This window comes from Bradyrhizobium sp. Mp19, from assembly GCF_029952935.1.
Lineage (GTDB): Bacteria > Pseudomonadota > Alphaproteobacteria > Rhizobiales > Xanthobacteraceae > Bradyrhizobium > Bradyrhizobium elkanii.
The window spans coordinates 19,421-41,885 of the sequence record NZ_JASAUT010000067.1 but is presented as its reverse complement, the minus strand read 5'-3'; the positions used below and the strand labels follow the sequence as shown (position 1 = coordinate 41,885).

23 protein-coding genes are annotated in these 22,465 nt (G+C 65.4%); 10 read left to right on the top strand and 13 right to left on the bottom strand.

Annotation, left to right across the window (positions count from 1 at the left end; translation table 11 throughout):
* Nucleotides 1-215: 215 nt before the first annotated feature.
* On the top strand, nucleotides 216-1,127 hold the full coding sequence (locus QJT82_RS39255) for an NAD(P)-dependent oxidoreductase (RefSeq protein ID WP_028340377.1): 912 nt from the start codon (nucleotides 216-218) through the stop codon (nucleotides 1,125-1,127).
* Nucleotides 1,128-1,305: 178 nt separating this feature from the next.
* Here the strand turns inward: QJT82_RS39255 and lysA are convergent, their stop codons facing one another.
* The 3 genes from lysA to argH all read right to left on the bottom strand — a co-directional run bounded on the left by lysA (nucleotide 1,306) and on the right by argH (nucleotide 4,430).
* Entirely contained in the window at nucleotides 1,306-2,571 is a 1,266-nt protein-coding gene (lysA, locus tag QJT82_RS39250; RefSeq protein ID WP_028340376.1) for a diaminopimelate decarboxylase, read from the bottom strand.
* A gap of 99 nt (nucleotides 2,572-2,670) precedes the next feature.
* Nucleotides 2,671-2,940: a lipoprotein gene (locus QJT82_RS39245; RefSeq protein WP_028340375.1), complete on the bottom strand. Its 270-nt coding sequence runs from the start codon at nucleotides 2,938-2,940 to the stop codon at nucleotides 2,671-2,673.
* Between the two features lie 92 nt (nucleotides 2,941-3,032).
* Entirely contained in the window at nucleotides 3,033-4,430 is a 1,398-nt protein-coding gene (argH, locus tag QJT82_RS39240) for an argininosuccinate lyase (protein WP_028340374.1), read from the bottom strand.
* Between the two features lie 115 nt (nucleotides 4,431-4,545).
* Here argH and QJT82_RS39235 point away from each other — a divergent pair, with 115 nt between their 5' ends.
* Nucleotides 4,546-5,238, top strand: a complete 693-nt coding sequence (locus tag QJT82_RS39235; RefSeq protein WP_051447842.1) for a TlpA disulfide reductase family protein — start codon at nucleotides 4,546-4,548, stop codon at nucleotides 5,236-5,238.
* Between the two features lie 133 nt (nucleotides 5,239-5,371).
* On the opposite strand, the gene QJT82_RS39230 is transcribed toward QJT82_RS39235, so the two are convergent.
* Together QJT82_RS39230 and QJT82_RS39225 are read right to left on the bottom strand one after the other, a co-directional pair.
* The gene (locus QJT82_RS39230) at nucleotides 5,372-5,560 is read right to left on the bottom strand and encodes a putative motility protein (protein WP_028340372.1); all 189 of its coding nucleotides are present in this window, start codon (nucleotides 5,558-5,560) and stop codon (nucleotides 5,372-5,374) included.
* A 121-nt stretch (nucleotides 5,561-5,681) separates the two neighbouring features.
* Nucleotides 5,682-6,539, bottom strand: coding sequence for a LysR family transcriptional regulator (locus tag QJT82_RS39225; RefSeq protein ID WP_080686726.1), 858 nt, complete (start codon nucleotides 6,537-6,539; stop codon nucleotides 5,682-5,684).
* Nucleotides 6,540-6,634: 95 nt separating this feature from the next.
* On the opposite strand from QJT82_RS39225, the gene QJT82_RS39220 reads away from it, so the two are divergent.
* The gene (locus QJT82_RS39220; RefSeq protein ID WP_051447841.1) at nucleotides 6,635-7,879 is read left to right on the top strand and encodes a pyridoxal phosphate-dependent aminotransferase; all 1,245 of its coding nucleotides are present in this window, start codon (nucleotides 6,635-6,637) and stop codon (nucleotides 7,877-7,879) included.
* Nucleotides 7,876-8,001 (top strand): hypothetical protein, encoded by a 126-nt coding sequence (locus tag QJT82_RS39215; RefSeq protein WP_259245020.1) that lies wholly within the window; start codon nucleotides 7,876-7,878, stop codon nucleotides 7,999-8,001. Before QJT82_RS39220 ends, QJT82_RS39215 begins: the two co-directional genes overlap by 4 nt.
* A gap of 12 nt (nucleotides 8,002-8,013) precedes the next feature.
* Here QJT82_RS39215 and QJT82_RS39210 read toward each other — a convergent pair whose 3' ends face one another.
* From QJT82_RS39210 to QJT82_RS39190, 5 genes are all read right to left on the bottom strand, one after another.
* Nucleotides 8,014-8,895, bottom strand: a complete 882-nt coding sequence (locus QJT82_RS39210; protein ID WP_028340369.1) for a 3-hydroxybutyryl-CoA dehydrogenase — start codon at nucleotides 8,893-8,895, stop codon at nucleotides 8,014-8,016.
* A 247-nt stretch (nucleotides 8,896-9,142) separates the two neighbouring features.
* On the bottom strand, nucleotides 9,143-10,093 hold the full coding sequence (locus tag QJT82_RS39205) for an FAD-binding protein (protein WP_028340368.1): 951 nt from the start codon (nucleotides 10,091-10,093) through the stop codon (nucleotides 9,143-9,145).
* Nucleotides 10,093-10,842: an electron transfer flavoprotein subunit beta/FixA family protein gene (locus tag QJT82_RS39200; RefSeq protein ID WP_016845285.1), complete on the bottom strand. Its 750-nt coding sequence runs from the start codon at nucleotides 10,840-10,842 to the stop codon at nucleotides 10,093-10,095. Before QJT82_RS39200 ends, QJT82_RS39205 begins: the two co-directional genes overlap by 1 nt.
* A gap of 117 nt (nucleotides 10,843-10,959) precedes the next feature.
* Complete coding sequence (locus QJT82_RS39195) at nucleotides 10,960-11,532, bottom strand: cob(I)yrinic acid a,c-diamide adenosyltransferase (RefSeq protein WP_028340367.1); 573 nt, start codon at nucleotides 11,530-11,532, stop codon at nucleotides 10,960-10,962.
* Nucleotides 11,533-11,611: 79 nt separating this feature from the next.
* A complete protein-coding gene (locus QJT82_RS39190; RefSeq protein WP_028340366.1) occupies nucleotides 11,612-11,806 on the bottom strand; it encodes a twin transmembrane helix small protein in 195 nt (64 codons plus the stop codon).
* A 133-nt stretch (nucleotides 11,807-11,939) separates the two neighbouring features.
* On the opposite strand from QJT82_RS39190, the gene QJT82_RS39185 reads away from it, so the two are divergent.
* Nucleotides 11,940-12,833, top strand: a complete 894-nt coding sequence (locus QJT82_RS39185; RefSeq protein WP_028340365.1) for a YihY/virulence factor BrkB family protein — start codon at nucleotides 11,940-11,942, stop codon at nucleotides 12,831-12,833.
* On the opposite strand, the gene QJT82_RS39180 is transcribed toward QJT82_RS39185, so the two are convergent.
* Together QJT82_RS39180 and gluQRS are read right to left on the bottom strand one after the other, a co-directional pair.
* A complete protein-coding gene (locus tag QJT82_RS39180) occupies nucleotides 12,760-14,073 on the bottom strand; it encodes an ATP-binding protein (protein ID WP_028340364.1) in 1,314 nt (437 codons plus the stop codon). The genes QJT82_RS39185 and QJT82_RS39180 overlap by 74 nt on opposite strands.
* Before the next feature lie 116 nt (nucleotides 14,074-14,189).
* Entirely contained in the window at nucleotides 14,190-15,077 is an 888-nt protein-coding gene (gluQRS, locus tag QJT82_RS39175) for a tRNA glutamyl-Q(34) synthetase GluQRS (protein ID WP_028340363.1), read from the bottom strand.
* Nucleotides 15,078-15,210: 133 nt separating this feature from the next.
* Here gluQRS and QJT82_RS39170 point away from each other — a divergent pair, with 133 nt between their 5' ends.
* On the top strand, nucleotides 15,211-15,864 hold the full coding sequence (locus QJT82_RS39170) for a DNA-3-methyladenine glycosylase (protein ID WP_028333626.1): 654 nt from the start codon (nucleotides 15,211-15,213) through the stop codon (nucleotides 15,862-15,864).
* Between the two features lie 166 nt (nucleotides 15,865-16,030).
* On the top strand, nucleotides 16,031-17,593 hold the full coding sequence (locus tag QJT82_RS39165) for a glycosyl hydrolase family 17 protein (RefSeq protein WP_035631443.1): 1,563 nt from the start codon (nucleotides 16,031-16,033) through the stop codon (nucleotides 17,591-17,593).
* A 9-nt stretch (nucleotides 17,594-17,602) separates the two neighbouring features.
* On the opposite strand, the gene QJT82_RS39160 is transcribed toward QJT82_RS39165, so the two are convergent.
* Complete coding sequence (locus QJT82_RS39160; RefSeq protein WP_028340361.1) at nucleotides 17,603-18,490, bottom strand: LysR family transcriptional regulator; 888 nt, start codon at nucleotides 18,488-18,490, stop codon at nucleotides 17,603-17,605.
* Nucleotides 18,491-18,667: 177 nt separating this feature from the next.
* Between QJT82_RS39160 and QJT82_RS39155 the strand changes: the two genes are divergently transcribed.
* The 3 genes from QJT82_RS39155 to QJT82_RS39145 are packed head-to-tail and all read left to right on the top strand — an operon-like array spanning nucleotide 18,668 to nucleotide 22,392.
* Nucleotides 18,668-19,639: a nitronate monooxygenase family protein gene (locus QJT82_RS39155; RefSeq protein WP_028340360.1), complete on the top strand. Its 972-nt coding sequence runs from the start codon at nucleotides 18,668-18,670 to the stop codon at nucleotides 19,637-19,639.
* A 29-nt stretch (nucleotides 19,640-19,668) separates the two neighbouring features.
* Nucleotides 19,669-20,859 (top strand): ABC transporter substrate-binding protein, encoded by a 1,191-nt coding sequence (locus QJT82_RS39150; protein WP_028340359.1) that lies wholly within the window; start codon nucleotides 19,669-19,671, stop codon nucleotides 20,857-20,859.
* Nucleotides 20,860-20,874: 15 nt separating this feature from the next.
* Nucleotides 20,875-22,392 carry an acyl-CoA synthetase gene (locus QJT82_RS39145; RefSeq protein ID WP_028340358.1) on the top strand — a complete coding sequence of 506 codons (1,518 nt, stop codon included), beginning with the start codon at nucleotides 20,875-20,877 and terminating at the stop codon, nucleotides 22,390-22,392.
* The last annotated feature ends 73 nt before the right edge of the window (nucleotides 22,393-22,465 follow it).

Genomic DNA, 22,465 nt, shown 5'->3' with positions numbered 1-22,465 from the left:
AAGCGCCAAGGACCCAACGGCTTCCCGCCCACCCTCATCCTGACAGACTTCCAAGACACAGGGACCCATAACCACAGCTCGTTGTCGCTACGACGGCTGTGGCCCCAGCGGAACCAAACAACCTAGTCCTGGGGTTATGGGTCCCTGCTTTCGCAGGGACGACATCGAGTACGGGGTGCACGGCTCGCCACATAACGACGTAGAGGAAACGACTCATGGAAATCGGATTCATCGGCCTCGGGAAGATGGGCTTCCCGATGGCGCGCCGGCTGATCGAGGCCGGCCACAAGCTCACCGTGTTCGACACCAGCAAGGACGCACTCGACAAACTGGTTGCACTCGGCGCGGTGGCCGCAACCTCGCCCAAGGATATCGCCGACCGCGTCGAGACCGTGATGGCGAGCCTGCCCTCGCTGCAGGCTTCGCTCGAGGTCGCGACCGGCGCGGGCGGCGTGATTGAGGGCACGCGCGTCAAACGCTTCATTGACCTCTCCACCGTCGGCTCGCAGATGGCGGTGAAGATCCACGATCTGCTGGCCAAGAAGAACATCGTGCAGATCGACAGCCCGGTCTCCGGCGGCGTCTCCGGCGCCGAGAAGGGCACGCTGGCGGTGATGGTGTCGGGCCCGCGCGCCGACTTCGAACTGGTGAAGGGCGCGCTCGACGTGATCGGCAAGGTGTTCTTCATCGGCACCAAGCCGGGCTCCGGCCAGACCATGAAGCTCGCCAACAACTTCCTGTCGGCGACCGCGATGGTCGCGACCTCGGAGGCGGTTGTGATGGGCGTGAAGTCCGGGCTCGATCCGGCCGTGATGATCGACGTCATCAATGCCGGCTCCGGGCTGAACACTGCGAGCCGCGACAAGTTTCCGCGCTCGGTGTTGCCGCGCAGCTTCGACTTCGGCTTCGCCACCGGCTTGATGGTGAAGGACGTGCGGCTTGCGGTCGAGGAAATGCGCTCGCTCGGGCTTTCGATGGAAGTCGCCGAAGCGGTCGGCCGGCTCTGGGAAGTCATCATCCGCGACGAGGGACCGGATTCGGACTTCACCGCGGCGATCAAGCCGATCGAGAAGGCTGCGGGCGTGATCGTCGGTGGTGGTAAAGGCGGCGCGCACGCAGCCAAATAGCGCTCTCGCCGAAATAAACGTTGTCGTCCCGGGCAAGCGAAGCGCGACCCGGGACCCATAACCACAGGACTTCGTGGTTTAGCTGAGCTGGGGCCCCAGCTCGGTACAACAATCAAGAGCGGTGGTTATGGGTCCCTGCTTTCGCAGGGACGACACCATGATGCGGCACGCCAGTGCCTCACAACCACGGCGCGGGCTTGTCCATCGCGATCAGGGCGTCGACGTCGATGCGCGGGCGGACCACGGCGTACTGGTCGTCCTTGACCAGCACTTCGGGCACCAGAGGCCGCGTGTTGTAGGTGCCGGACTGCACCGCGCCGTAGGCGCCGGCGGTCATGATCGCCAGGAGATCGCCGGCCTTCGGCTGCGGCAGCGAGCGGTCGAGCGCGAGGTAATCGCCGGTCTCGCAGACCGGGCCGACCACGTCGGCGATCATGGTCGGGGTGCCGGGTGCAGGCTGGCGCACCGGCAGAATGTCGTGATGCGCCTCATACAGCGTCGGCCGGATCAGGTCGTTCATCGCGGCATCGATGATGACGAAGTTCTTGGCATCGCCCGGCTTCACATGGATCACGCGGGTGACGAGGATGCCGGCATTGCCGACGATCATGCGGCCCGGCTCGAACATCAGCGTGCAGCCGAGATTGTGCGTGACGCGCTTGACCATCGCGGCATAGGCGTCCGGCGCCGGCGGCGCGGCGCGATCCATGTAGTATGGAATCCCGAGGCCGCCGCCGAAATCGATATGCGAGATGTCGTGGCCGTCGGCGCGCAGCGCCTGCACGAATTCGGCGAGCAGCCGGAAAGCGACCTCCAGCGGCCCGAGATCGGTGATCTGGCTGCCGATATGCACATCGGTGCCGGTGACCTTGATGCCCGGCAGCTTTGCCGCGCGGGCATAGACCTCGCGGGCGCGCGCGATCGGAATGCCGAACTTGTTCTCGGACTTGCCGGTCGAAATCTTGGCATGGGTGCCGGCGTCGACATCGGGATTGACCCGCACCGAGATGCGGGCCGTCTTCTTCATCTCGACCGCGAGACGCGACAGCATCTCGAGCTCCGGCTCGGACTCGATATTGATGCAGAGGATGTCGGTGGCGAGCGCGGCGCGCAGCTCGCTCTCGGTCTTGCCGACGCCGGAGAACACGATCTTCGAGGGCGGAATCCCGGCCGCCAGCGCCCGCTTCAACTCGCCGCCGGACACCACGTCGGCGCCGGCGCCGAGCTTGGCCAGGGTGCGCAGCACCGACTGATTGGAGTTCGCCTTCATGGCGTAGCAGACCAGCGCCTTCTCGCCGGCGAAGGCTTCGGTGAAGACGCGGTAGTGGCGCTCCAGCGTCGCGGTCGAATAGCAATAGAACGGCGTGCCGACGGCCTCCGCCAGCTCAATGAGATTGACCGCCTCGGCGTGCAGCACGCCGTCGCGATAGTCGAAATGGTTCATGACACGCTAGATTGTTTGAGCATGATCTCCGCGCAAACGCCTTCCGCGTTTGTCGCGAGGGAAAGCCGGTTTCCACTTTTCCGGATCATGCTCCAGATACTAATTGCCGAGCAGCGGATCGAGGATGAAGGGCCGTTTATTGCCTCGCGGCGCGGCCGGCGCGGCATCCGAGCCGTAGGTCGGATTGAACACGCTGGGCTGTGCCGCCCGTTCGCTCTCGGTGTCGCTCGGTGCCGCGCCCGGCGCGACGTTCGCGGTCGGCGGCAGGTCGAGCGGTCCCTTGCGGCCGCAGCCGCCGAGCGCCAGCGCTGATACGCCCAGCACAATGATGGCCCATCCCGACGGGGTCAGGCGGTTCTTGCTAATCACGACGAATTCCCCAATTCGGGCGGCACCATACAAACATTGGCGTGCTCTGGCGAGAGGCGGAGCGCCATGAAATCACGGCCAAATTTTCCGGTTCAGCCCAATTTTCGCTCTTTTTCCAGCCGCTTGGCCCAGGCCTTGGCCTGCGCCATCACATTCTTCGGCGCCGTGCCGCCGAACGAGGTCCGGCTCTGCACCGAGGACTCGACGCTGAGCACCTTCAGCGCGTCCGCCGTGATCTTCGGCTCGACCTCCTGCATGGCCCTGAGCGGCAGCTCGTGCAGCGCCACGCCCTGCTTCGAGGCCAGGCCGACGATGCGCCCGGTGACGTGGTGGGCGTCGCGGAACGGCATTTTCAGGGTGCGCACCAGCCAGTCGGCGAGGTCGGTCGCGGTAGCGTAGCCCTCGCCGGCGGCGACCTTCATCTTCGCCTCGTCCGGCACCAGGTCCTCGACCATGCCGGTCATGGCGCGGATCGCCAGCGACAGCGCCTCGAAGGCCTCCATCGCGCCCTGCTTGTCCTCCTGCATGTCCTTTTGATAGGCGAGCGGCAGGCCCTTCATCACGATCAGGAGCGCAGTGAGCGCACCGATCACGCGGCCGGTCTTGGCACGCACCAGCTCGGCCGCGTCCGGATTGCGCTTCTGCGGCATGATCGACGAGCCGGTGGTGAACTTGTCGCTGAGCTTGACGAGGCCGACCAAGGGCGAGGTCCAGATCACGATTTCCTCGGCAAAGCGCGACATGTGCACGGCGCAGATCGCGGCCGCGGACAGCGTCTCCAGCACGAAATCGCGGTCGGACACCGCGTCGAGCGAATTGGCCATCGGACGGTCGAAGCCGAGCGCCTTGGCGGTCGCGGCGCGGTCGATCGGAAACGAGGTGCCGGCGAGCGCGGCCGCTCCCAGCGGCGATTCGTTCAGCCGCTTGCGTGCGTCGGCGAAGCGGCCGCGGTCGCGGCCGGCCATCTCGACATAGGCCAGGAGATGATGGCCGAAGGTCACGGGCTGAGCGGTCTGCAGATGGGTGAAGCCCGGCATCACCGTGCCGGCATGCTCCAGCGCGCGGGCGACCAGCGCCTGCTGGAACGCGGCCAGCGCCGCATTGGTCTCATCGATGGTGTCGCGGACATAAAGCCGGAAATCGGTCGCGACCTGGTCGTTGCGCGAGCGCGCGGTATGCAGCCGGCCCGCCGCGGGCCCGATCAATTCGGACAACCGCGACTCGACATTCATATGAATGTCCTCGAGCGCGCGCTTGAAATCGAAATCGCCCTTGCCGATCTCTGACAAAATCGTGTCTAGACCTTTGCCGATATTTTTCGCATCAGCTGACGTGATGATGCCCTGCGCGGCGAGCATCGCGGCGTGGGCCTTGGACGCGGCAATGTCCTGGGCATAAAGGTGACGGTCGACGTCGATGGAGACGTTGATTTCCTCCATGATCGCGTCGGGACGTTCCGAGAATCGGCCGCCCCACATCTTGTTGCTCATGACATCTCGCTCACGAATTCGTATTTCAGCCTTGCGGTTTCATGGCCGGAGGCGGCGAAACAGCACCGCAGTTCCGGTCGTATTCCCGGCACTGCTTAGCCACATCTGACCCAGGATGACAAACGATATGCCCGAGACGACCCCACCCAACCCGACCGCCAGGCCGACCGCCAAGTGGCGTATCCCGCTGGTGATCGGCGCCGTGCTGGCCGGGGCCGTGATCGGCTATGTCGGGGTCTCCAGCCTCAAGCATCCCGCGGGCGGCGATATTGCCTGCAACAGCGCGGTGGCTCTGGCGAAGAAGATCGCCCCGCTCGCCCATGGCGAGGTCGCGGCGCTGACCATGGCAACCACCCCCCTGAGGCTGCCCGACCTGACCTTCGAGGACGCCAACGGCCAGCCGAAGAAGCTCTCGGACTGGCGCGGCAAGACCGTGCTGGTCAATTTGTGGGCGACCTGGTGCGTGCCCTGCCGCAAGGAAATGCCGGCGCTCGACAGCCTGCAGACCAAGCTCGGCGGCAAGGATTTCGAGGTGGTCGCGATCAACATCGACACCCGCGATCCGGACAAGCCGAAAAACTTCCTGAAAGAGGCCAATCTGACCAATCTCGGCTATTTTTCGGATCAGAAAGCCAAGGTTTTTCAGGACCTTAAGAACATAGGCAAGGCGCTCGGCATGCCGACCTCGGTGCTGGTCGACGGCAACGGCTGCGAGATCGCCAATATCGCCGGTCCCGCCGAATGGGCGAGCGACGACGCGATCAAGCTGGTGAAAGCCGCGCTACAGCCGGCCGCAGCCGGGTTCTAGAGATCTCAGACCCTCATGGTGAGGAGGCGCGGAGCGCCGTCTCGAACCATGCCGGCCCGTCGGTGGCCTCAATCCTTCGAGACGCCGCTGCGCGGCTCCTCAGGATGAGGACAAGCGCGCTTGGAGTGTGGGATCAGGCGACGGCGTTGAGGTTGTCGCCGATGCCGGACGACAAATTCGCGGTGGAAGGCGTGCCGAGCAGGGTCTGAACCGCGAACTTCTCGGCGTCGAGGTTCTGCTTGGTCACGCGGGTCGCGATCTCACCCTGCAAATTGCCCTGCTGCATCGACAGGATGCTGGTGACCATGCTCATCATGTCCATACGGGGCACTCCCAAAACTGGGGTTTGAGGTAACGCGCGAAAGTTAATGCTTGGGTAATCGATGGCCGCGTCAGGCTGACGCATTGGCCTCGAAGGTCCCGCTCGCTCGATGATCCGCGTGTCAGGCCGCGTTCGCCGCGAAGGCGGCGCCGAGGATGCGCAGCGCCTGCCGTGTCCGCGCATCGGACAGTTTTGAGTGAAGCACCACGTCGCGGGACGGCAGCGGCGGCAGGCCCAGCCGTGGCCCGAGGTCGACGGTATCGGCCGGCGCCACGCGCCGCGCCAGCGCCGCGATCGCAAGGCCCGCGGAGAGCGCGGCTCCGATCGTCGACAGCCCGCCGCCGACGAATGCCTCGGTCCAGGCGATGCCGGCGGCGTCGAGAACCTCGACTGCCATGGCCCGCACACTGCACGGCGCGGCTTGCGTGGCGAGGCGCAACGGCTCGCCCGGCCGATGGTGAAAATCAGGCGCGGCCATCCAGCCGAACGCTTCCTTGAACAGCACGTCGCCATCGCGGCGCTTGGCGTCGTGGCGAAGCACGATCGCAGCATCGAGCTTGCCGTCGTCGAATGCGCTGAGCACCGAACGCGACGTATCGACGTGCAGCTGAATCACCAGCCCGGGATCGGTGGTGTTCATCCGCTTCAGCAGCGAGGCGAGCTCCAATCCGACGATGTGGTGGCTGATGCCGACGACCAATCGCCGATGCTCGACGGCAAACGAGCCGATCGCCGATTGATGCGCGGCCACCAGATTGCGCGCGGCGCCGAGGAAGGCGGCACCTTCAGCTGACAGCCGAACCAGCCGCGGCGTTCGCTCCAGTAGCCGCCGGCCGAGGCCGTCTTCCAGACGCCTGATCTTCAGGCTGACCGCGGACTGCGTGGTCTCCATCGCCTGCGCCGCGCGCGTGAAGCTGCTGAGATCGGCGACCAGCACAAAGGCCTGCACTGCCTCGATATCGAGTGCTTTCATGGCCATATATTTGAAATCACAATCATTGAAATACTATTCCATATGATTTTTCAATGATCAAGAAGCTCCTAGGTTGGGTCCAACCCGACAGGAGAACCGCCATGGCGCCCGCTTCAGCCATCACATCCGTCTCGCCATCCGTCTTGCCATCCCTCTCGCCGCGGATGAACGGCATCAAGGCATCGCCTGCGTCGGTGCTGCGGCGCCGTGCCCGCGAACTGCGCGCGGCCGGGCGCGACATCATCGAGCTGTCGTCGGGCAATCTGGATTTCCCGACGCCGGATCACGTGATCGCGGCGGCGCATCAAGCGGCACTGCGCGGCGAAACCCGCTACACCGATGTCGACGGCACGCCGGAGCTGAAGCGGGCGGTGCGGGCCGCGCTGCTGCGCGACCATCATCTCGACTACGGGCTGGACGAGATCGTCATCACCAACGGCTCCACCCAGGCACTGTTCAACGCGCTGCTGGCGACGCTGGCGCCTGACGACGAGGTGACCATCCCCGCGCCCTATTGGGCGCCCTATCTCGATCAGGTGCGGCTTGCCGGCGCGGCGCCGGTGGTCGTGCCGTGCGGGCAGAACAACGGCTTCAAGCTGCGCGCAGAGGATTTGCAGGCGGCGATTTCGGCGCGAACCCGCTGGATCATCGTCAACAATCCGGTCAACCCATCCGGCGCGCTGTATTCGCGTGAGGATCTGTCCGAGATCGCCGCGGTCCTGCTGCGGCATCCGGACATCTGGGTGCTGGCCGACGGGCTCTACGAGCACATCGTGTTCGGCGGCTCGCCCGCGCCGACGCTTGCGGAAATCGAGCCGCGCCTGAAGCCGCGGACGCTGACCGTCAGCGGCCTCGCCAAGAGCTACGCGATGATGGGATGGCGCATCGGTTATGCCGCCGGACCATCGACGCTGATCCGCGAGATGATCACCATCCAGTCGCAGACCACGTCCGGCGCGTCGTCGATCAGCCAGGCGGCGGCGGTTGCCGCGCTCGACGGCGCGCAGGATGTGCTGCTTGAGCGCGCCGCCATCCTTCGCGCCAAGCGTGACCGCTTTGCCGATCTGCTGAACGAATGCGCCGGGCTGGCCTGCACGCCGCCGGAAGGCACGTTCTATCTGCTGGTCGCCTGCGCCGGCGTGATCGGCAAGCGCGCGCCCGACGGCAGGGTGATCCGGACCGACCGCGATTTCTCGGCCTATCTGCTCGAGGCGGCCGATGTGGTGGTGTTTCCCGGCGAGGATCTCGGGCTGTCGCCCTATATCCGCCTCAGCTTCGCCAACCCGTCATCGACCATCGAGGAGGCCGCAAGGCGGCTGAAGCGCGCCTGCGCGGCGCTGCAATGACGCCTCACGCACAGAGCCAGCGCCTCGCGCTGGCGGCGCATCTGTTCGGACTTGGAACGGGTGTGACGATGATTATCGGTCTGGTGCCCGCGGCGCTTGCGCTGCTGCGGGCACTGACCTGAAGGCGCGATGGATTACCGCGTCGGGATCGGCTTGTCGCCGCGATAGTCGTAGAAGCCGCGCTGGCTCTTGCGTCCGAGCCAGCCGGCCTCGACATATTTCACCAGCAGCGGACACGGCCGGTACTTGGAGTCGGCCAGTCCCTCGTGCAGCACCTGCATGATCGACAGGCAGGTGTCGAGGCCGATGAAATCGGCGAGCTCGAGCGGGCCCATCGGATGGTGCGCGCCGAGCTTCATCGCGGCATCGATCGCCTCGACGTTGCCGACGCCCTCATACAGCGTGTAGATCGCCTCGTTGATCATCGGCAACAGGATGCGGTTGACGATGAAGGCGGGGAAATCCTCAGACACCGCGACCTGCTTGCCGAGCTTGGCGACGAACGCCTTGGCGGTGTCGAAGGTCATATCGTCGGTGGCGATGCCGCGGATCAGCTCGACCAGTTCCATCGCGGGCACCGGATTCATGAAATGAATGCCGATGAACTTCTCCGGGCGATCGGTCGAGGCGGCAAGCCTTGTGATCGAGATCGACGACGAGTTGGTCGCGACGATCGCCTCGGGCTTCAGCACCGCACAGACCTCATGGAAGATCTTGCGCTTGGTCTCTTCCTTCTCGATCGCGGTCTCGATCACGAGATCGCAATCGGCGAGCGCGTCGAGCGACTCTGCGGAGGTGATGCGGTCGAGCGCCTGCTTGCGGTCGCTCTCGCTGATCGCCTTCTTGGCGACCTGGCGGGTCAGGTTGCCGTTGATGGTCGCCAGCGCCGACTTCAGCCGGTCGCCGGACACGTCGTTGAGCACCACATCGAAGCCGGCCAGCGCCGCCACATGGGCAATGCCATTGCCCATCTGACCCGAACCGATCACGCCGACCTTTTTGATTGCCACCGTCATCTTGTCATCCACCGGAACGGCGCGCACATCGCGCCTGCCCAATTCCAACGATACCCGAAGCGAAGCCTTCCGGGTTGCCCAATCCGCCGGAAAACGTTTCCCGGGACCATGATGTGATTACAGGTAATCGCACCCGGATCCCATTTCCCCTGTCGAGCATGATCCTTTCGGAAAAACGTTTCCGGATCATTGCCTCGAAAATAATAACACCGGCCGGAGCTTACCCATCCGGCCGGTGTCTTGTCGCTTACTTTCCGAGCTTGCCGAGCGCCTCGGTGAGCTCCGGAACCGCCTGGTAGAGGTCGGCGACCAGGCCGTAATCGGCGACCTGGAAGATCGGCGCGTCCTCATCCTTGTTGATGGCGACGATCACCTTGGAGTCCTTCATGCCGGCCAGATGCTGGATCGCGCCGGAGATGCCGACCGCGACATAAAGTTCCGGAGCCACCACCTTGCCGGTCTGGCCGACCTGCCAGTCGTTCGGCGCATAGCCGGCATCGACCGCGGCGCGCGAGGCGCCGACGCCGGCGCCGAGCTTGTCGGCGAGCGGCTCGATGTACTTGGCGAAATTCTCGCGGCTCTGCATGGCACGGCCGCCCGAGACGATGATCTTGGCCGAGGTCAGCTCCGGACGGTCGCTCTTGGCGACTTCCTCGCCGACGAACGTCGACAGGCCGGGATCGGCCGCCGATGCGGCGTTCTCGATCGCCGCGCTGCCGCCTTCGCCGGCGGCGGCGAAGGTCGAGGTGCGCACGGTGATCACTTTCTTGGCGTCCTTCGACTTCACGGTCTGGATCGCGTTGCCGGCATAGATCGGCCGCTCATAGGTGTCGGGCGCGACGACCTTGATGATCTCGGAGACCTGCATGACGTCGAGCAAGGCTGCAACGCGCGGCATCACATTCTTGAAGCGCGAGGTCGCGGGCGCGACGAACGCGTCATAGCCGGGAGCCAGCGCGACGATCAGCGCAGCCAGCGGCTCGGCAAGGTCGTGCTCATAGGCGGGGCCTTCGGCCACCAGCACCTTGGTGACGCCAGCAAGCTTGGCGGCTGCTTCCGCCGCCGCCTTGGTGCCCTGGCCGCCACCGGCAACCAGCACATGGACATCGCCGCCGAGCTGGCTCGCCGCGGTCAGCGCCTTGTTGGTCGCGTCCTTCAGCGTCTCGTGGTCGTGTTCAGCAATCAACAGCGTCGTCATCAGAGAACCCCGGCTTCGGTCTTGAGCTTGTTCACGAGTTCGGCGACGTCCTTGACCTTGACGCCCGCCTTGCGGCCTGCCGGTTCCGCGGTCTTCAGCACTTCCAGACGCGGCGTCACATCGACGCCGTAGTCAGCGACGCTCTTGTCGTCGATCGGCTTCTTCTTCGCCTTCATGATGTTGGGCAGCGACGCATAGCGCGGCTCGTTGAGGCGCAGGTCGGTGGTGACGATCGCCGGGCCCTTGAGCTTGATGGTCTGCAGGCCGCCGTCGACTTCGCGGGTGACCTTGAAGTCGGATCCTTCGACCTCGAGCTTGGAGGCGAAGGTCGCCTGCGACCAGCCGAGCAACGCGGCCAGCATCTGGCCGGTCTGGTTCGAGTCGTCGTCGATCGCCTGCTTGCCGAGAATGACGAGGCCGGGCTGCTCCGCCTCGACCACCGCCTTCAGGATCTTGGCAACCGCGAGCGGTTCGACATTGCCTTCAGCCTTGACCAGGATGCCGCGGTCGGCACCCATCGCAAGTCCGGTGCGAATGGTCTCGGAAGCTTGCGCGGGTCCGATCGACACCACCACCACTTCGGTCGCCTTGCCGGCTTCCTTCAGCCGCAGCGCTTCCTCGACGGCGATTTCGTCGAACGGGTTCATCGACATCTTGACGTTGGCGAGCTCCACGCCCGTCCCGTCACTCTTGACGCGGACCTTGACGTTGTAGTCGACGACCCGCTTTACCGGCACAAGAACCTTCATCGATCCTCTTTCGCTTTGATTTTATGGGTTTCGGTTGGCTGGCGCGGAACCTAAAGGTCCCGTTTCTCCCGGTCAACGCGCCAAAGCCAAAAAACCGTCCCCCGGTTTTGAACCAGTTTAGCGGTTCTGGCCCGGCACCCACAACACGTCCCCCGCTCCCTTATTATTCTGGAAGCGGCTGGCAACGAACAGGAAATCCGACAGGCGGTTCATATACTGGATGCCAGCCTGATTGACCGGCTCATCGGGTTGGGCGGCGAGTTCCACCATCATCCGTTCCGCGCGGCGACATATCGTCCGGGCGAGATGCAGATAGGCAGAGGCAGGCGTGCCGCCGGGCAGCACGAACGAGGTCAGCGGCGCGAGCTGGTCGTTCAGGCTGTCGATATCGCGCTCGAGCCGCTCGACCTGGCTTGCCAGCATCCGCAGACGTTCGGCCTTGCCCTCGCGCTCGGGCACCGCGAGGTCGGCGCCGAGATCGAACAGATCGTTCTGGATCCGGCCGAGCATCGCATCGACCTCGGGGCTGCTGGCAAGATGCAGCCGCACCACGCCGATCGCGGCATTGGTCTCGTCGACCGTGCCATAGGCGGCAATGCGCAGATCGTATTTCGGCCGCCGCTCGCCGGAGCCGAGCGCGGTGGTGCCGTCATCGCCGGTGCGCGTGTAGATCCGATTGAGAACGACCATGGCAGGCTCCGGTGTTCGATGTTCGAGTCCACCACTCCGATCGGGAGGGGTGGAGAATAGCCCGACAAATCTACCTCACCTAGCGCCCCATCGCCCAGACCGCGAGCATTGCGATGACGATGGCGACGAACTGCAGCAGCACGCGCAGCCGCATCAGCTTCTGCGACGTGTTCGGCGAGCCGCCCTTCATCATATTGATGAGGCCGAGCAGGAGCACCAGCGCGACGGCGCCGACGGCGATGGGAAGAATGATCGTGCTGAGGAGAGATGTCATTTGCGGTACATAACACCGCAGGACGCGGACTTCCACACAGCCCCGCCATGCAACCAACTGGCTTTTCAGCGCGTAATATCAGATGCTGGGTCCGTTCTCGGGCCGAGCGGTTTTCGACAATGCCGGGTGGAATGTGAAGCAGCTTCGTTACGTCACCCACGTCGTGATGGATGCCTTTTACACGTTCCTCGCCGACGACGGCTGGGCGATCGCGAGCCACATCGCGCTGTCGACGCTGATGGCGCTGTTTCCGTTCCTGATCGTACTGACCTCGGTGGCCGGCTTCTTCGGCTCCAAGCAGCTCGCCGACCAGGCGGTCGGGCTGATGCTGCAGGTCTGGCCGCAGCAGGTCGCCGAAGCGCTGTCCGGCCAGATCCACGACGTGCTGACCAACACCCGCGGCGACATCCTGACCATCGGCGCGGTGCTCGCGGTCTACTTCGCCTCCAACGGCGTCGAGGCGCTGCGGGTGGCGCTGAACCGCGCCTATGCCGTGATCGAGCCGCGGCGCTGGTACTGGCTGCGGCTGGAATCGATCGGCTACACGCTGGTCGCGGCGTTCACCTCGCTCGCGATGGCTTTCCTGATCGTGCTCGGACCGCTGATCATCGAGGCGGCGCGGCGCTATATCCCGTTCTTCGTCGAATCGAACGAGAGCCTGCTCAACACCGCCCGTTACGGCGTCACGATCCTGGCGCTGGTCGTCGCGCTCTTCATCCTGCATGCCTGGCTGCCGGCGGGCCGTCGCAGCTTCACGCAGATCCTGCCCGGCATCATCTTCACCATGGTGGCTTCGCTGCTCTCGGGCATCGGCTTCGGCATGTACCTGGCACGCTTCGCCAACAACTATGTCACGATGTATGCGGGGCTGGCCTCGGTGGTGATCGCACTGGTGTTCCTGTATTTCATCGCCGCGATCTTCGTGTTCGGCGGCGAGTTGAACGCGGCGATCATCAAGTCGCGGCTGCCGCACGGCGTGTCGCTTCATGCAGCGCAGTCGCGAGCGCCCGCGGAGACACAGGCTTGACCAGGAAGCCGTCGGCGCCGGCAGCGCGCGCCGCGGCTTCGTCCTCGGCCCGGCCGGAAATCCCGACAATCACGATACGGCCGTGCGGCGGCGGCAGCGCGCGGATGCGCTTGATCGCCTCGATGCCGCCGATGCCGGGCAGCACCATGTCCATGAGCACGGCATCGAAGGCGCCCTGCACGAGCCGGTCGGGCGCGGCCTCGCCCTGACCGACAAATTCGGCGTGGTGACCGAGCTCGGTCAGGATCGTGTTGAGCACGACGCGGCCGAACGGATTGTCCTCGACACTGAGCAGCCGCAGCCCTTGCGACATCAGCGCCGCCGCGCTCGCGCCGGAGGCGGTGCCGTCCGACCCTTCGGCAGGCGCCAGCTCCACCTTGAGCGTGAAGGTGGTGCCCCCGCCGGCGCGCCGGTCCGCGACGATGTCGCCGCCCATGGCGCGCGCGAGCTGCCTGACGGAGGACAGGCCGAGCCCGGCGCCGCCGAACCGCGCGGCGATCGAGACGTTGGCCTGCGAGAACGGCCGGAACAGGCGCTTGACCTCCGATAGCGTCAGGCCGATGCCGCTGTCGGAGATCGCGAACGCGACGCCGATCTTGTCGCTCGACCTTCCCTTGGCCGCGCCCACCGGCGCGATACGCAGCTCGATGCTGCCCTGCTCGGTGAACTTCACCGCGTTGTCGATCAGATTTTCCAGCGCCGCGCGCAGACGGACGGGATCGCCGACCGCGAAGGCAGGCAGCTGGTCGGAGACCTCGACGGAAGCCTGCAGCCCCTTGGCTGCCGCGCGGCCGGCCAGCGAATCCGCGGCGTGGCGCGCCAGCGTGCGCAGGTCGAAGAAATCCTGCCGGATCTCGAGCCCCGGCCCCTCGCTTCGGGCGGCGTCGACGAACAGGGTCGCAAGGCTCGCCAGATGCTCGGCGCCGGCCTTGATGGTATCGACCCAGCGCCGCTCGCGCTCGCCGAGATCGGATGTCGCGAGCAGATTGCTGATCGCAAGGATTCCGGTCAGCGGCGTCCGTACCTCATGGGCAAAGGCGGCAAGCGCGGTATCGACCATGCCGGGACCGGCCTTCGGGGCCGGCTCTGGTAAGGGCCGCTTGCGGCGCGGCCTGGCCGCCACCTTGGCGCTGGTCTTGGCAACACGCGTTTTGGCAGCACGCGGTTTGGTGGCGCGCGTCTTCGGCGGCTTCCTTTTGGATGGCCGCTTGCTGCGCCGTGCGCGCGATTTTGACGCCATGGTCTCCGTGATCCCCGCCCCGGTCAACAACATGGCATCCAGGCGTGCCGGAGTCACGGCGGCGTTTACGGCGCGCCCGCGCAAAGCGCCATGATGGTAACCGCACTCCTTTGCGATCAAACCTGGCCAAAATCCCAGGGCAAACCGACCAGGCGGCGGATATCGGCCGGGCTCGCCCCAGCCGCCCGTAATTCGCGCAGTCCGGTCGCCCGGGTCGATTTCGACAGCTTTTGGCCGGCCGCATCTCGGATCAGCCGGTGGTGCCGGTAGTTCGGCACGGGCAGCCCGAGCAGTTCCTGCAACAGCCGATGCACGCTGGTCGACCAGAACAGGTCAACGCCCCTGACCACGTCGGTAACGCCCTGCAGGGCGTCATCGATCACGACCGAGAGATGGTAGCTGGTCGGAGTCTCCTTGCGCGCCAGGATCACGTCGCCCCAGGCCTCAGGCCGGGCCACGACGTCTCCGCTCCCGCCAGCTGGCCCCTCACCCGCGTCCTGCCAGCGCAGCTCGCCGGCGCGCGCGCGGGCTGACGCCATGTCGAGCCGCAACGCGAACGGCACGCCCTGCCCGATCAGCCGGTCGCGCGCCTCGGCCGACAGCGATTTGGCCAGCCCCGGATAAAGCGGCGCACCGTCCGGATCGCGCGGCCTCGCGCCCCCGGCCTCGCGCTCCGCGACCAGCCGCGCGATCTCGGTCCGGCTTTCGAAGCTCGGGTAGACCAGCCGCTGGGCCGACAGGCGGTCGATCGCCGCGCCGTAGGCGGCAAAATGTTCGGACTGCCGCCGCACCGGGGTCTCCCAGGCGATGCCGAGCCAGGCCAGATCCTCGTAAATCGCCTGCTCGAATTCCGGCCGGCAGCGCGTCGCGTCGATGTCCTCGATCCGCAGCAGCAGGCGTCCGCCCGACTGCCGCGCGAGGTCGTGGTTGAGCAGCGCCGAATAGGCGTGGCCGAGATGCAGGTAGCCGTTCGGACTCGGCGCGAAGCGGAAAACGGGTGGCATGGTCATCGATCACGCGTCATTGCCGGGCTTGCCCCGGCGACTCTGGTTCATGCGCATGGACAAGACTCTGTTACGATAGGAGATCGATGCGCGGGTCAAGCCCGCGCCTGACAAGCCGATGCAGACCCCGCAAATGCTGATTCATCTCGAAACCCAGGCCGACCTCGACGACGCGATCCACAAACTGGTCGACCAGGACCGCCGCCTGCGCCCGATCCTGGAACTGACCGGCATGCCGGCGATCCGGCAGCGCGAGCCCGGATTTGCCGGGCTTGCCGCGATCATCTGCGGCCAGCAGCTCTCGACCGCGAGTGCGGCGGCGATCTGGGGGCGCGTCAGCACGGCGTTCGACCCGTTCCACCATGACGCGATCCGCAAGGCGCGGGCCGACCGGCTCGGCCGGCTCGGGCTGTCCGCGGCCAAGATCAAGACGCTGAAGCACATCGCACGCGAGCTCGCCGAGGAGCGGCTGAACCTCGACGTCCTTGCCAATGAGGAGGCCGATGCGGCGCACAACACGCTGACCGCGCTGCCCGGGATCGGCCCGTGGACCGCCGATGTCTATCTGCTGTTCTGCCTCGGCCATGGCGATGCCTGGCCGGCGGGCGACCTCGCCGTGCAGGAAGCGGTCAAGGTCGGGCTCGGCTTGAAGGAGCGGCCGACGCCGAAGCAGATGGCGCCGCTTGCGGAGCCGTGGCGTCCGCTGCGCGGCGCCGCAGCGCATCTGTGGTGGGCGTATTATCGCGTGCTCAGAAATCGCGAGGGCGTGATCGCCGGCGCAAAGTAGTCGTCGAGAAAAACACACCAACTGCGTGATCGCGTGATATAGAATCAGCGGACAGATACTTTTTCAATTTGCCGGCCTCGCCCATTTAGCACGCGCAGCACGTCCTTATTGCAAGGAGACGGACCTGATTTCTCTCCGTATCCCGCTGACGCTTCTCTCGGTATCCTTGGGCGCGATCGCCGCGGTGTGGTGGTGGCTCGGCATCCCGGTCAACCTGCCGCGCGCGCCGATCGATCCGAACGACAAGGTCCAGTGCATCTCGTACGCGCCGTTCCGCAACAATCAGACATCACTTTCGCCGGCGACACAGGTCTCGCCGGAACAGATCGCAGAGGACCTTGCCCAACTTGCGAAGATTTCCGACTGTATCCGCACCTACGCGACCGATCTTGGTCTCGATCAGATTCCCGCACTCGCGGCGAGGGCGGGGCTGAAGGTCATTCAGGGCATCTTCCTCGATCGGGATCGGAAGAAGAATGCAACGCAGGTCGCAACCGCGATCCGCCTCGCCAAGGAATATCCGGACACGATCATTGCACTCGTGGTCGGCAACGAGGTCTTGCTGCGCAAGGAAATGTCGGCTTCCGACCTTGCCGCCATCATCCGCTCGATCAAGGCGCAGGTCTCCGTCCCGGTCACCTACGCCGACGTCTGGGAATTCTGGCTGAGCAATCGCGAACTTTCCGACGCCGTCGACTTCGTCACGGTTCATATCCTGCCATATTGGGAGAATGTTCCGATCCGGGCGGAAGATGCCGCCGCTCATGCTGACGAGATGCGCCGGCAGATCGCCGCGGCTTTTCCAGGCAAGGAAATCTTTATCGGAGAGATCGGTTGGCCCAGCGAGGGGCGCATGCGCGAGTCCGCGCTGCCGTCCCGCATCAATCAGGCGCGAGTGGTTTCGGAGGTTCTCGACCTTGCCCGGCGCGAGCATTTTCGCGTCAACCTGTTCGAGGCCTATGATGAAGGATGGAAGCGGGAGATCGAGGGCACGGTCGGCGGCTCCTGGGGGCTGTTCGATTCCGAGCAGCGCATGCCGAAATACCCGCCGGGCCAGCCGGTCAGCAATTTTCCGCTCTGGAAGCTGCAAATGGTCAGCGGAATGGGCCTGGCGATCCTGGTCTTCGGCGCGGCTTGGCTGACCTTGCGCCGCAAGCCGAGAAAGCCCGCATTCGTGTCATGGCTTGCAGTCGCGCTATCGGCGACCACGGCTGGCATCCTGTTTGGCGTCGCCGAGCAAAGATTGGTCTATGAAAGCTACGGAACGGGAGGCTGGCTTGTGTGGGGCTCGCTGCTGGTGGCGGCCACGGCTTCGCCGGTGTTGGGCGCCAACGCCCTGATGTCGGGCCGCGCACCGCCCAGTTTTTTCGAAGTGTTGGGTCCGAAGGGCCACCACACTGAATCGGTGCTGGTGACCATGCACGGACTGGCCTTGATGATCACCGTCGTGATCGGCACGGCGACCGCAATCGGCCTCGTGTTCGACCCGCGCTTCATTGACTTTCCCTTTGCGCCTCTGACCATGGCGGCGGTGCCTTTTGCCGCCGTGACGCTGCTCAATCCTCCCACCAAGGGAATCCGCCCACTGGCAGAGTCGATCTTTGCCGGCATTTTCGTTGCAACGGCGATCTACACAGGATTCAACGAAGGGCCGGAGAACTGGCAGTCGCTGTGGACCTGCGCTGCCTTTGTCTTGCTCGCGGTGACGCTGTTGCGGGCGCGTGCCTGACAACATGCTCTAGCCACGCAGCCTGACGCGGTCCTCGCGCGCGCAATCGGTGACGAAGCCGATGACGGCGCGCACCGCGGGAAGCTCGACCAGATCGGGATGGGCGAGCAGCCAGAGATCGGAGAGGCTCGAGAGCTTTTGCGGCGCGACCCGCACCAGATCGGGGTAGTCGGCCCCGACCAGGCAGGAGAGCGCGCAAATTCCGAGCCCGGCCCGCGCCGCTGCCAGCATGTCGCCCTGCGAGGAACAGCGCATCACCAGCGTGCCCTGCCGGGTGATGACATCGCTCCAGCGCGCCAGATGCGCGTTCGAGGCCTGGTCGGCAAAGCCGATCACATGGTGGCCCCGCCACTCGTCCCGCCGCTCCGGCAGCTTGCGCCCTGCCGCATAGTCGCGCGAAGCGTAGAAGCCGGTGCCGAGCCGCCCGATCTTGCGCCCGATCAGGTTCTCCTCGCCCGCATCGACCGGCCTTAGCACCACGTCGGCCTCGCGGCGGCGCACGCTGGCCGGGAACGGATGGGTGATGATCTCGAGCTGGATGTTGGCGTGATCGCGCAGGAACGGGCCGAGGCGCGGCATCAGCCAGTGCGCGGCCAGCGTCGCGCCGATCGACAGCTTCACGATGCCGCGCGCCTGCTCGCCGGTGGCCGACGCGGCCGCCTCCGCGCGGAGGGCCGCCGCGGCCATCGCTTCGGCGTGCTCGCGGAATTTACGGCCATGCGACGTCAGCGACAGGCCGTCATTGGAACGCGCGAACAGGCGGGTCCCGAGTTGCCGCTCGAGCGCCGCGACATTGCGACCGACGGTGGGGTGGCTGATGCGCAGCCGCCGTGCCGCCCCGGCAAGGCTGCGCGTCTCCGCCACCGCCACGAATGTTTTGCAAAGCTCCCAGTCCATGCCGCTCCCCTTCCTGCGACATCGTTCATTTCTGGTCGATCCGATGTTCAATATTGAACGCCATGGCGCAGCCGTCCAGCCTTATATTGCCGCGCCAAGAGAGCCGCTGCTCCAGCCATCATAACAAATCGCGATCCGTCCCGGCCGCCGGCCGGGCGGCGCATGGAGGATCCGAAAATGACGCTGCCCGCTTCGCTCGCCAACAGGCTTGAACTGCCGGTCGTCGGCTCCCCGCTGTTCATCGTCTCGGGGCCCGAGCTCGTGATCGCGCAGTGCAAGGCCGGCATCGTCGGCTCGTTCCCGGCGCTGAACGCCCGTCCGGTCGAGAAGCTCGACGAATGGTTGACCCAGATCGAGAACGAGCTCGGCGAGTACCAGGCGCTGCATCCGGAGAAGAAGGTCGCGCCCTACGCCGTCAACCAGATCTGCCACGCGTCCAACGACCGCCTGATGCGCGACATGGAAACCTGCGTGAAGCACAAGGTGCCCGTGATCATCACCTCGCTGCGCCCGCCGTCCGAAATCGTCGAGGCCGCGCACTCCTATGGCGGCGTGGTGTTCCACGACGTCATCAACGTGAAGCATGCGCGCAAGGCCGCCGAGCAGGGCGTCGACGGCCTGATCCTGGTCTGCGCCGGTGCCGGCGGCCACGCCGGCACGCTGTCGCCATTCGCGCTGGTGCGCGAGGTCAAGCAATGGTTCAACGGCACGATCCTGCTGTCGGGCGCGATCTCCGACGGCTGGAGCATCGCATCCGCGCTCGCGCTCGGCGCCGACCTCGCCTATATCGGCACCCGCTTCATCGCGACCGAGGAAGCCAACGCCGATATCCGGTATAAGCAGGCGCTGACCGAATACGCCGCGCACGATATCGTCTATTCGAACCTGTTCACCGGCGTGCACGGCAACTATCTCGGACCGTCGATCGCGGCGGCAGGCCTCGATCCGGGCAACCTGCCGGTCGCCGACAAATCCAGGATGAACTTCGGCTCCGGCGGCAACATGAAGGCCAAGGCCTGGCGCGACATCTGGGGCTCGGGCCAGGGCATCGGCCAGATCTCCGATGCCCCGCCGGTCGGCGAACTGGTAACGCGGCTCAAGTCCGAGTTCGCCGCGGCGCGCAGCGATTTCCTGCGCGCCAGCGCCTGACGCTGTTTCACAAAGTCCGGGAGTGAACCATGAAACGAGCGCAACATGCGCTGGCAGCCGCGCTTGCGGTCTGCGCGATCACCAGCACGGCCGCCGCCGACAACGGCAACGAGGCGATCCGGATCGGCCAGACGCTGCCCTATAGCGGACCGGTCTCCGGCTTCGGCACCATCGGCCGCGCCCAGGAGGCGTTTTTCGCGAAGGTCAACGCAGAGGGCGGCATCAACGGCCGGCAGGTGAAATTCATCACGCTGGACGACGCCTATTCGCCGCCGAAGACCGTCGAGCAGACCCGCAAGCTGGTGGAGCAGGAGGAGGTGCTGGTGATGTTCGGCTCGCTCGGAACCGCCACCAACAACGCCGTGCACCGCTATCTCAACACCAAGAAGATCCCGCAATTGTTCGTGCTGAGCGGCGCGACCAAATGGGCCGACCCGAAGACCTATCCGTGGACCATGCCGGGCATGGCATCGTACGAATCCGAGGGCGTGGTCTATGCCAAATATGTGCTGCAGGCCAAGCCTGACGCGAAGATCGCGATCCTCGCGCAGAACGACGATTTCGGCCGCGACTATGTCGCCGGCTTCAAGCGTGCGCTCGGCGGCAAGGCCGCGAGCATGATCGTCGCGGAAGCGAGCTACGAGACTTCGGCGCCCACCATCAGCTCGCAGCTCGCAACCCTGAAGGCGTCCGGCGCCGATGTGCTGTTCGGTGTCGTGCTCGGCAAGTTCACGCCGCAGATGATCAAGGGCGTGGCCGAGATCGGCTGGAAGCCGGATCTGTTCTTGGTGCCGACCTCCGCGTCGTCGATCTCGTTCCTGGAGCCCGCCGGGCTCGAGAACGCGGTCGGCCTGATCTCGTCCAGCAACCAGAAGGACACGATGGACGCGCAATGGGCCGACGATCCCGCCGTGAAGGACTATCTTGCCTTCATGAAGCAATACCTGCCCAATGCGGATCTCAGCAACTCGAACTACTCGGCGGGCTATCACTATGCGACGCTGCTGATGGCCGTACTGAAGGCGTGCAACAACGATTTCAGCCGCGAGAACATCATGCGCCAGGCGGCGTCATTGCACGACGTTCCGCTGCCGCTATTGTTGCCGGGCATGACGGTATCGACCGGGCCGGACGACTACCTGCCGTTCCAGCAGTTGCGGCTGCGCCGGTTCAACGGCAAGAGCTGGATCAGCTTCGGCGAGATCCTGGACGATCGCTAGGAGACGAGGCGCGACATGATCATCAGCGGCGACAGACAGATCAGCTACGGCGACATTCACGCCCGCATCGCGCGGGCGGCAAGCGGCTTCCGGGCGCTTGGCGTGCAGGGCGGCAAGCCGGTCGGCATGATGCTGCGCAACGATTTCGCGCTGTTCGAGGTGGTCGCGGCTTCGGCCGCGCTCGGCAGCCCGGCGGTGCCGATCAACTGGCATCTGAAGGCCGACGAGGTCGCCTACATCCTGTCCGACAGCGGCGCCGACACGCTGGTCTGCCACGCCGATCTGTTGCCGCAGATCCGCGACGGCCTGCCGCCGGCAATCAAGCTGCTGGTGGTGACGACGCCACCGGAGATCGCCGCGGCCTATGGCGTCGCGCCGGAGCTCACCCGCGTGCCCGACGGCATGACCGACTGGGACGTCTGGCGCGAGACGCACCAACCACTGACCGACGCGCCGATCGGCGCGGCGCCGATGTTCTACACCTCGGGCACAACAGGACTGCCGAAGGGCGTCAAGCGCAAGCCGATGCCATCAGAGCAGCAGGCGGCGGCCGGGCGCGTCGGTGCCATCACCTACGGCGTCAAGCCGAACGAGGACCAGGTGATCCTGATGAACGGCCCGATGTACCATTCGGCGCCGCACTCCTACGGGATGCTCGCGTTCCGCAACGGCTGCATGATCGTGCTCGAGCCGCGGTTCGATCCGGAGGATCTGCTGCAACTGATCGAGCGCCACCGTGTCACCCACATGCATATGGTGCCGACGATGTTCGTGCGGCTGCTGCGCCTGCCCGAGGAGATGCGGCGCCGCTACGACATGTCGTCGCTGCGCTTCATCGTCCACGGCGCGGCGCCCTGCCCTGTTGACGTCAAGCGCGCGATGATCGAGTGGTGGGGACCGGTCATCAACGAATATCTCGGCTCGACCGAGACCGGCATCCCGGTCTGGCATTCGTCAGCCGAAGCGCTGGCCAAGCCCGGCACCGTCGGCCGCGCGATCGAAGGTGGCATCGTCAAGATCTTCCGGCCCGACGGGACGCAATGCGACGTCGGCGAGCCCGGCGAGATCTTCATGCGTCAGACATTGATCTCGGACTTCGACTATCACGGCAACGCCAAGGCGCGCGCCGAGGCCGATCACGACGGCCTGATCAGCGTCGGCGATGTCGGCTATCTCGACGCGGACGGCTATCTTTTCCTGTGCGACCGCAAGCGCGACATGGTGATCTCGGGCGGCGTCAACATCTATCCCGCCGAGATCGAGAACGCCCTGATCGGCATGGCAGGCGTCCGCGACTGCGCGGTGTTCGGCGTCCCCGACGACGAGTACGGCGAGCGGCTGTTCGCCTGCGTCGAGCCGGAAGCAGGCAGCACGCTTTCGGTTGCGGCGATCCAGGATTTCCTGCGCGACAAGCTCGCCAATTTCAAGGTGCCGAAGGATATCCGCTTCATGGACGCGTTGCCGCGCGAGGCTACCGGCAAGATATTCAAGCGCAAGCTGCGCGACCTCTACCGCGAAGGACAGCTCGGCTGAGCGATGTGACGGCGAAGCGAACGGCGTTTGAAACTTAGTTGCTGTTGCAAAAGGCCGGCGATCGACGCAACGA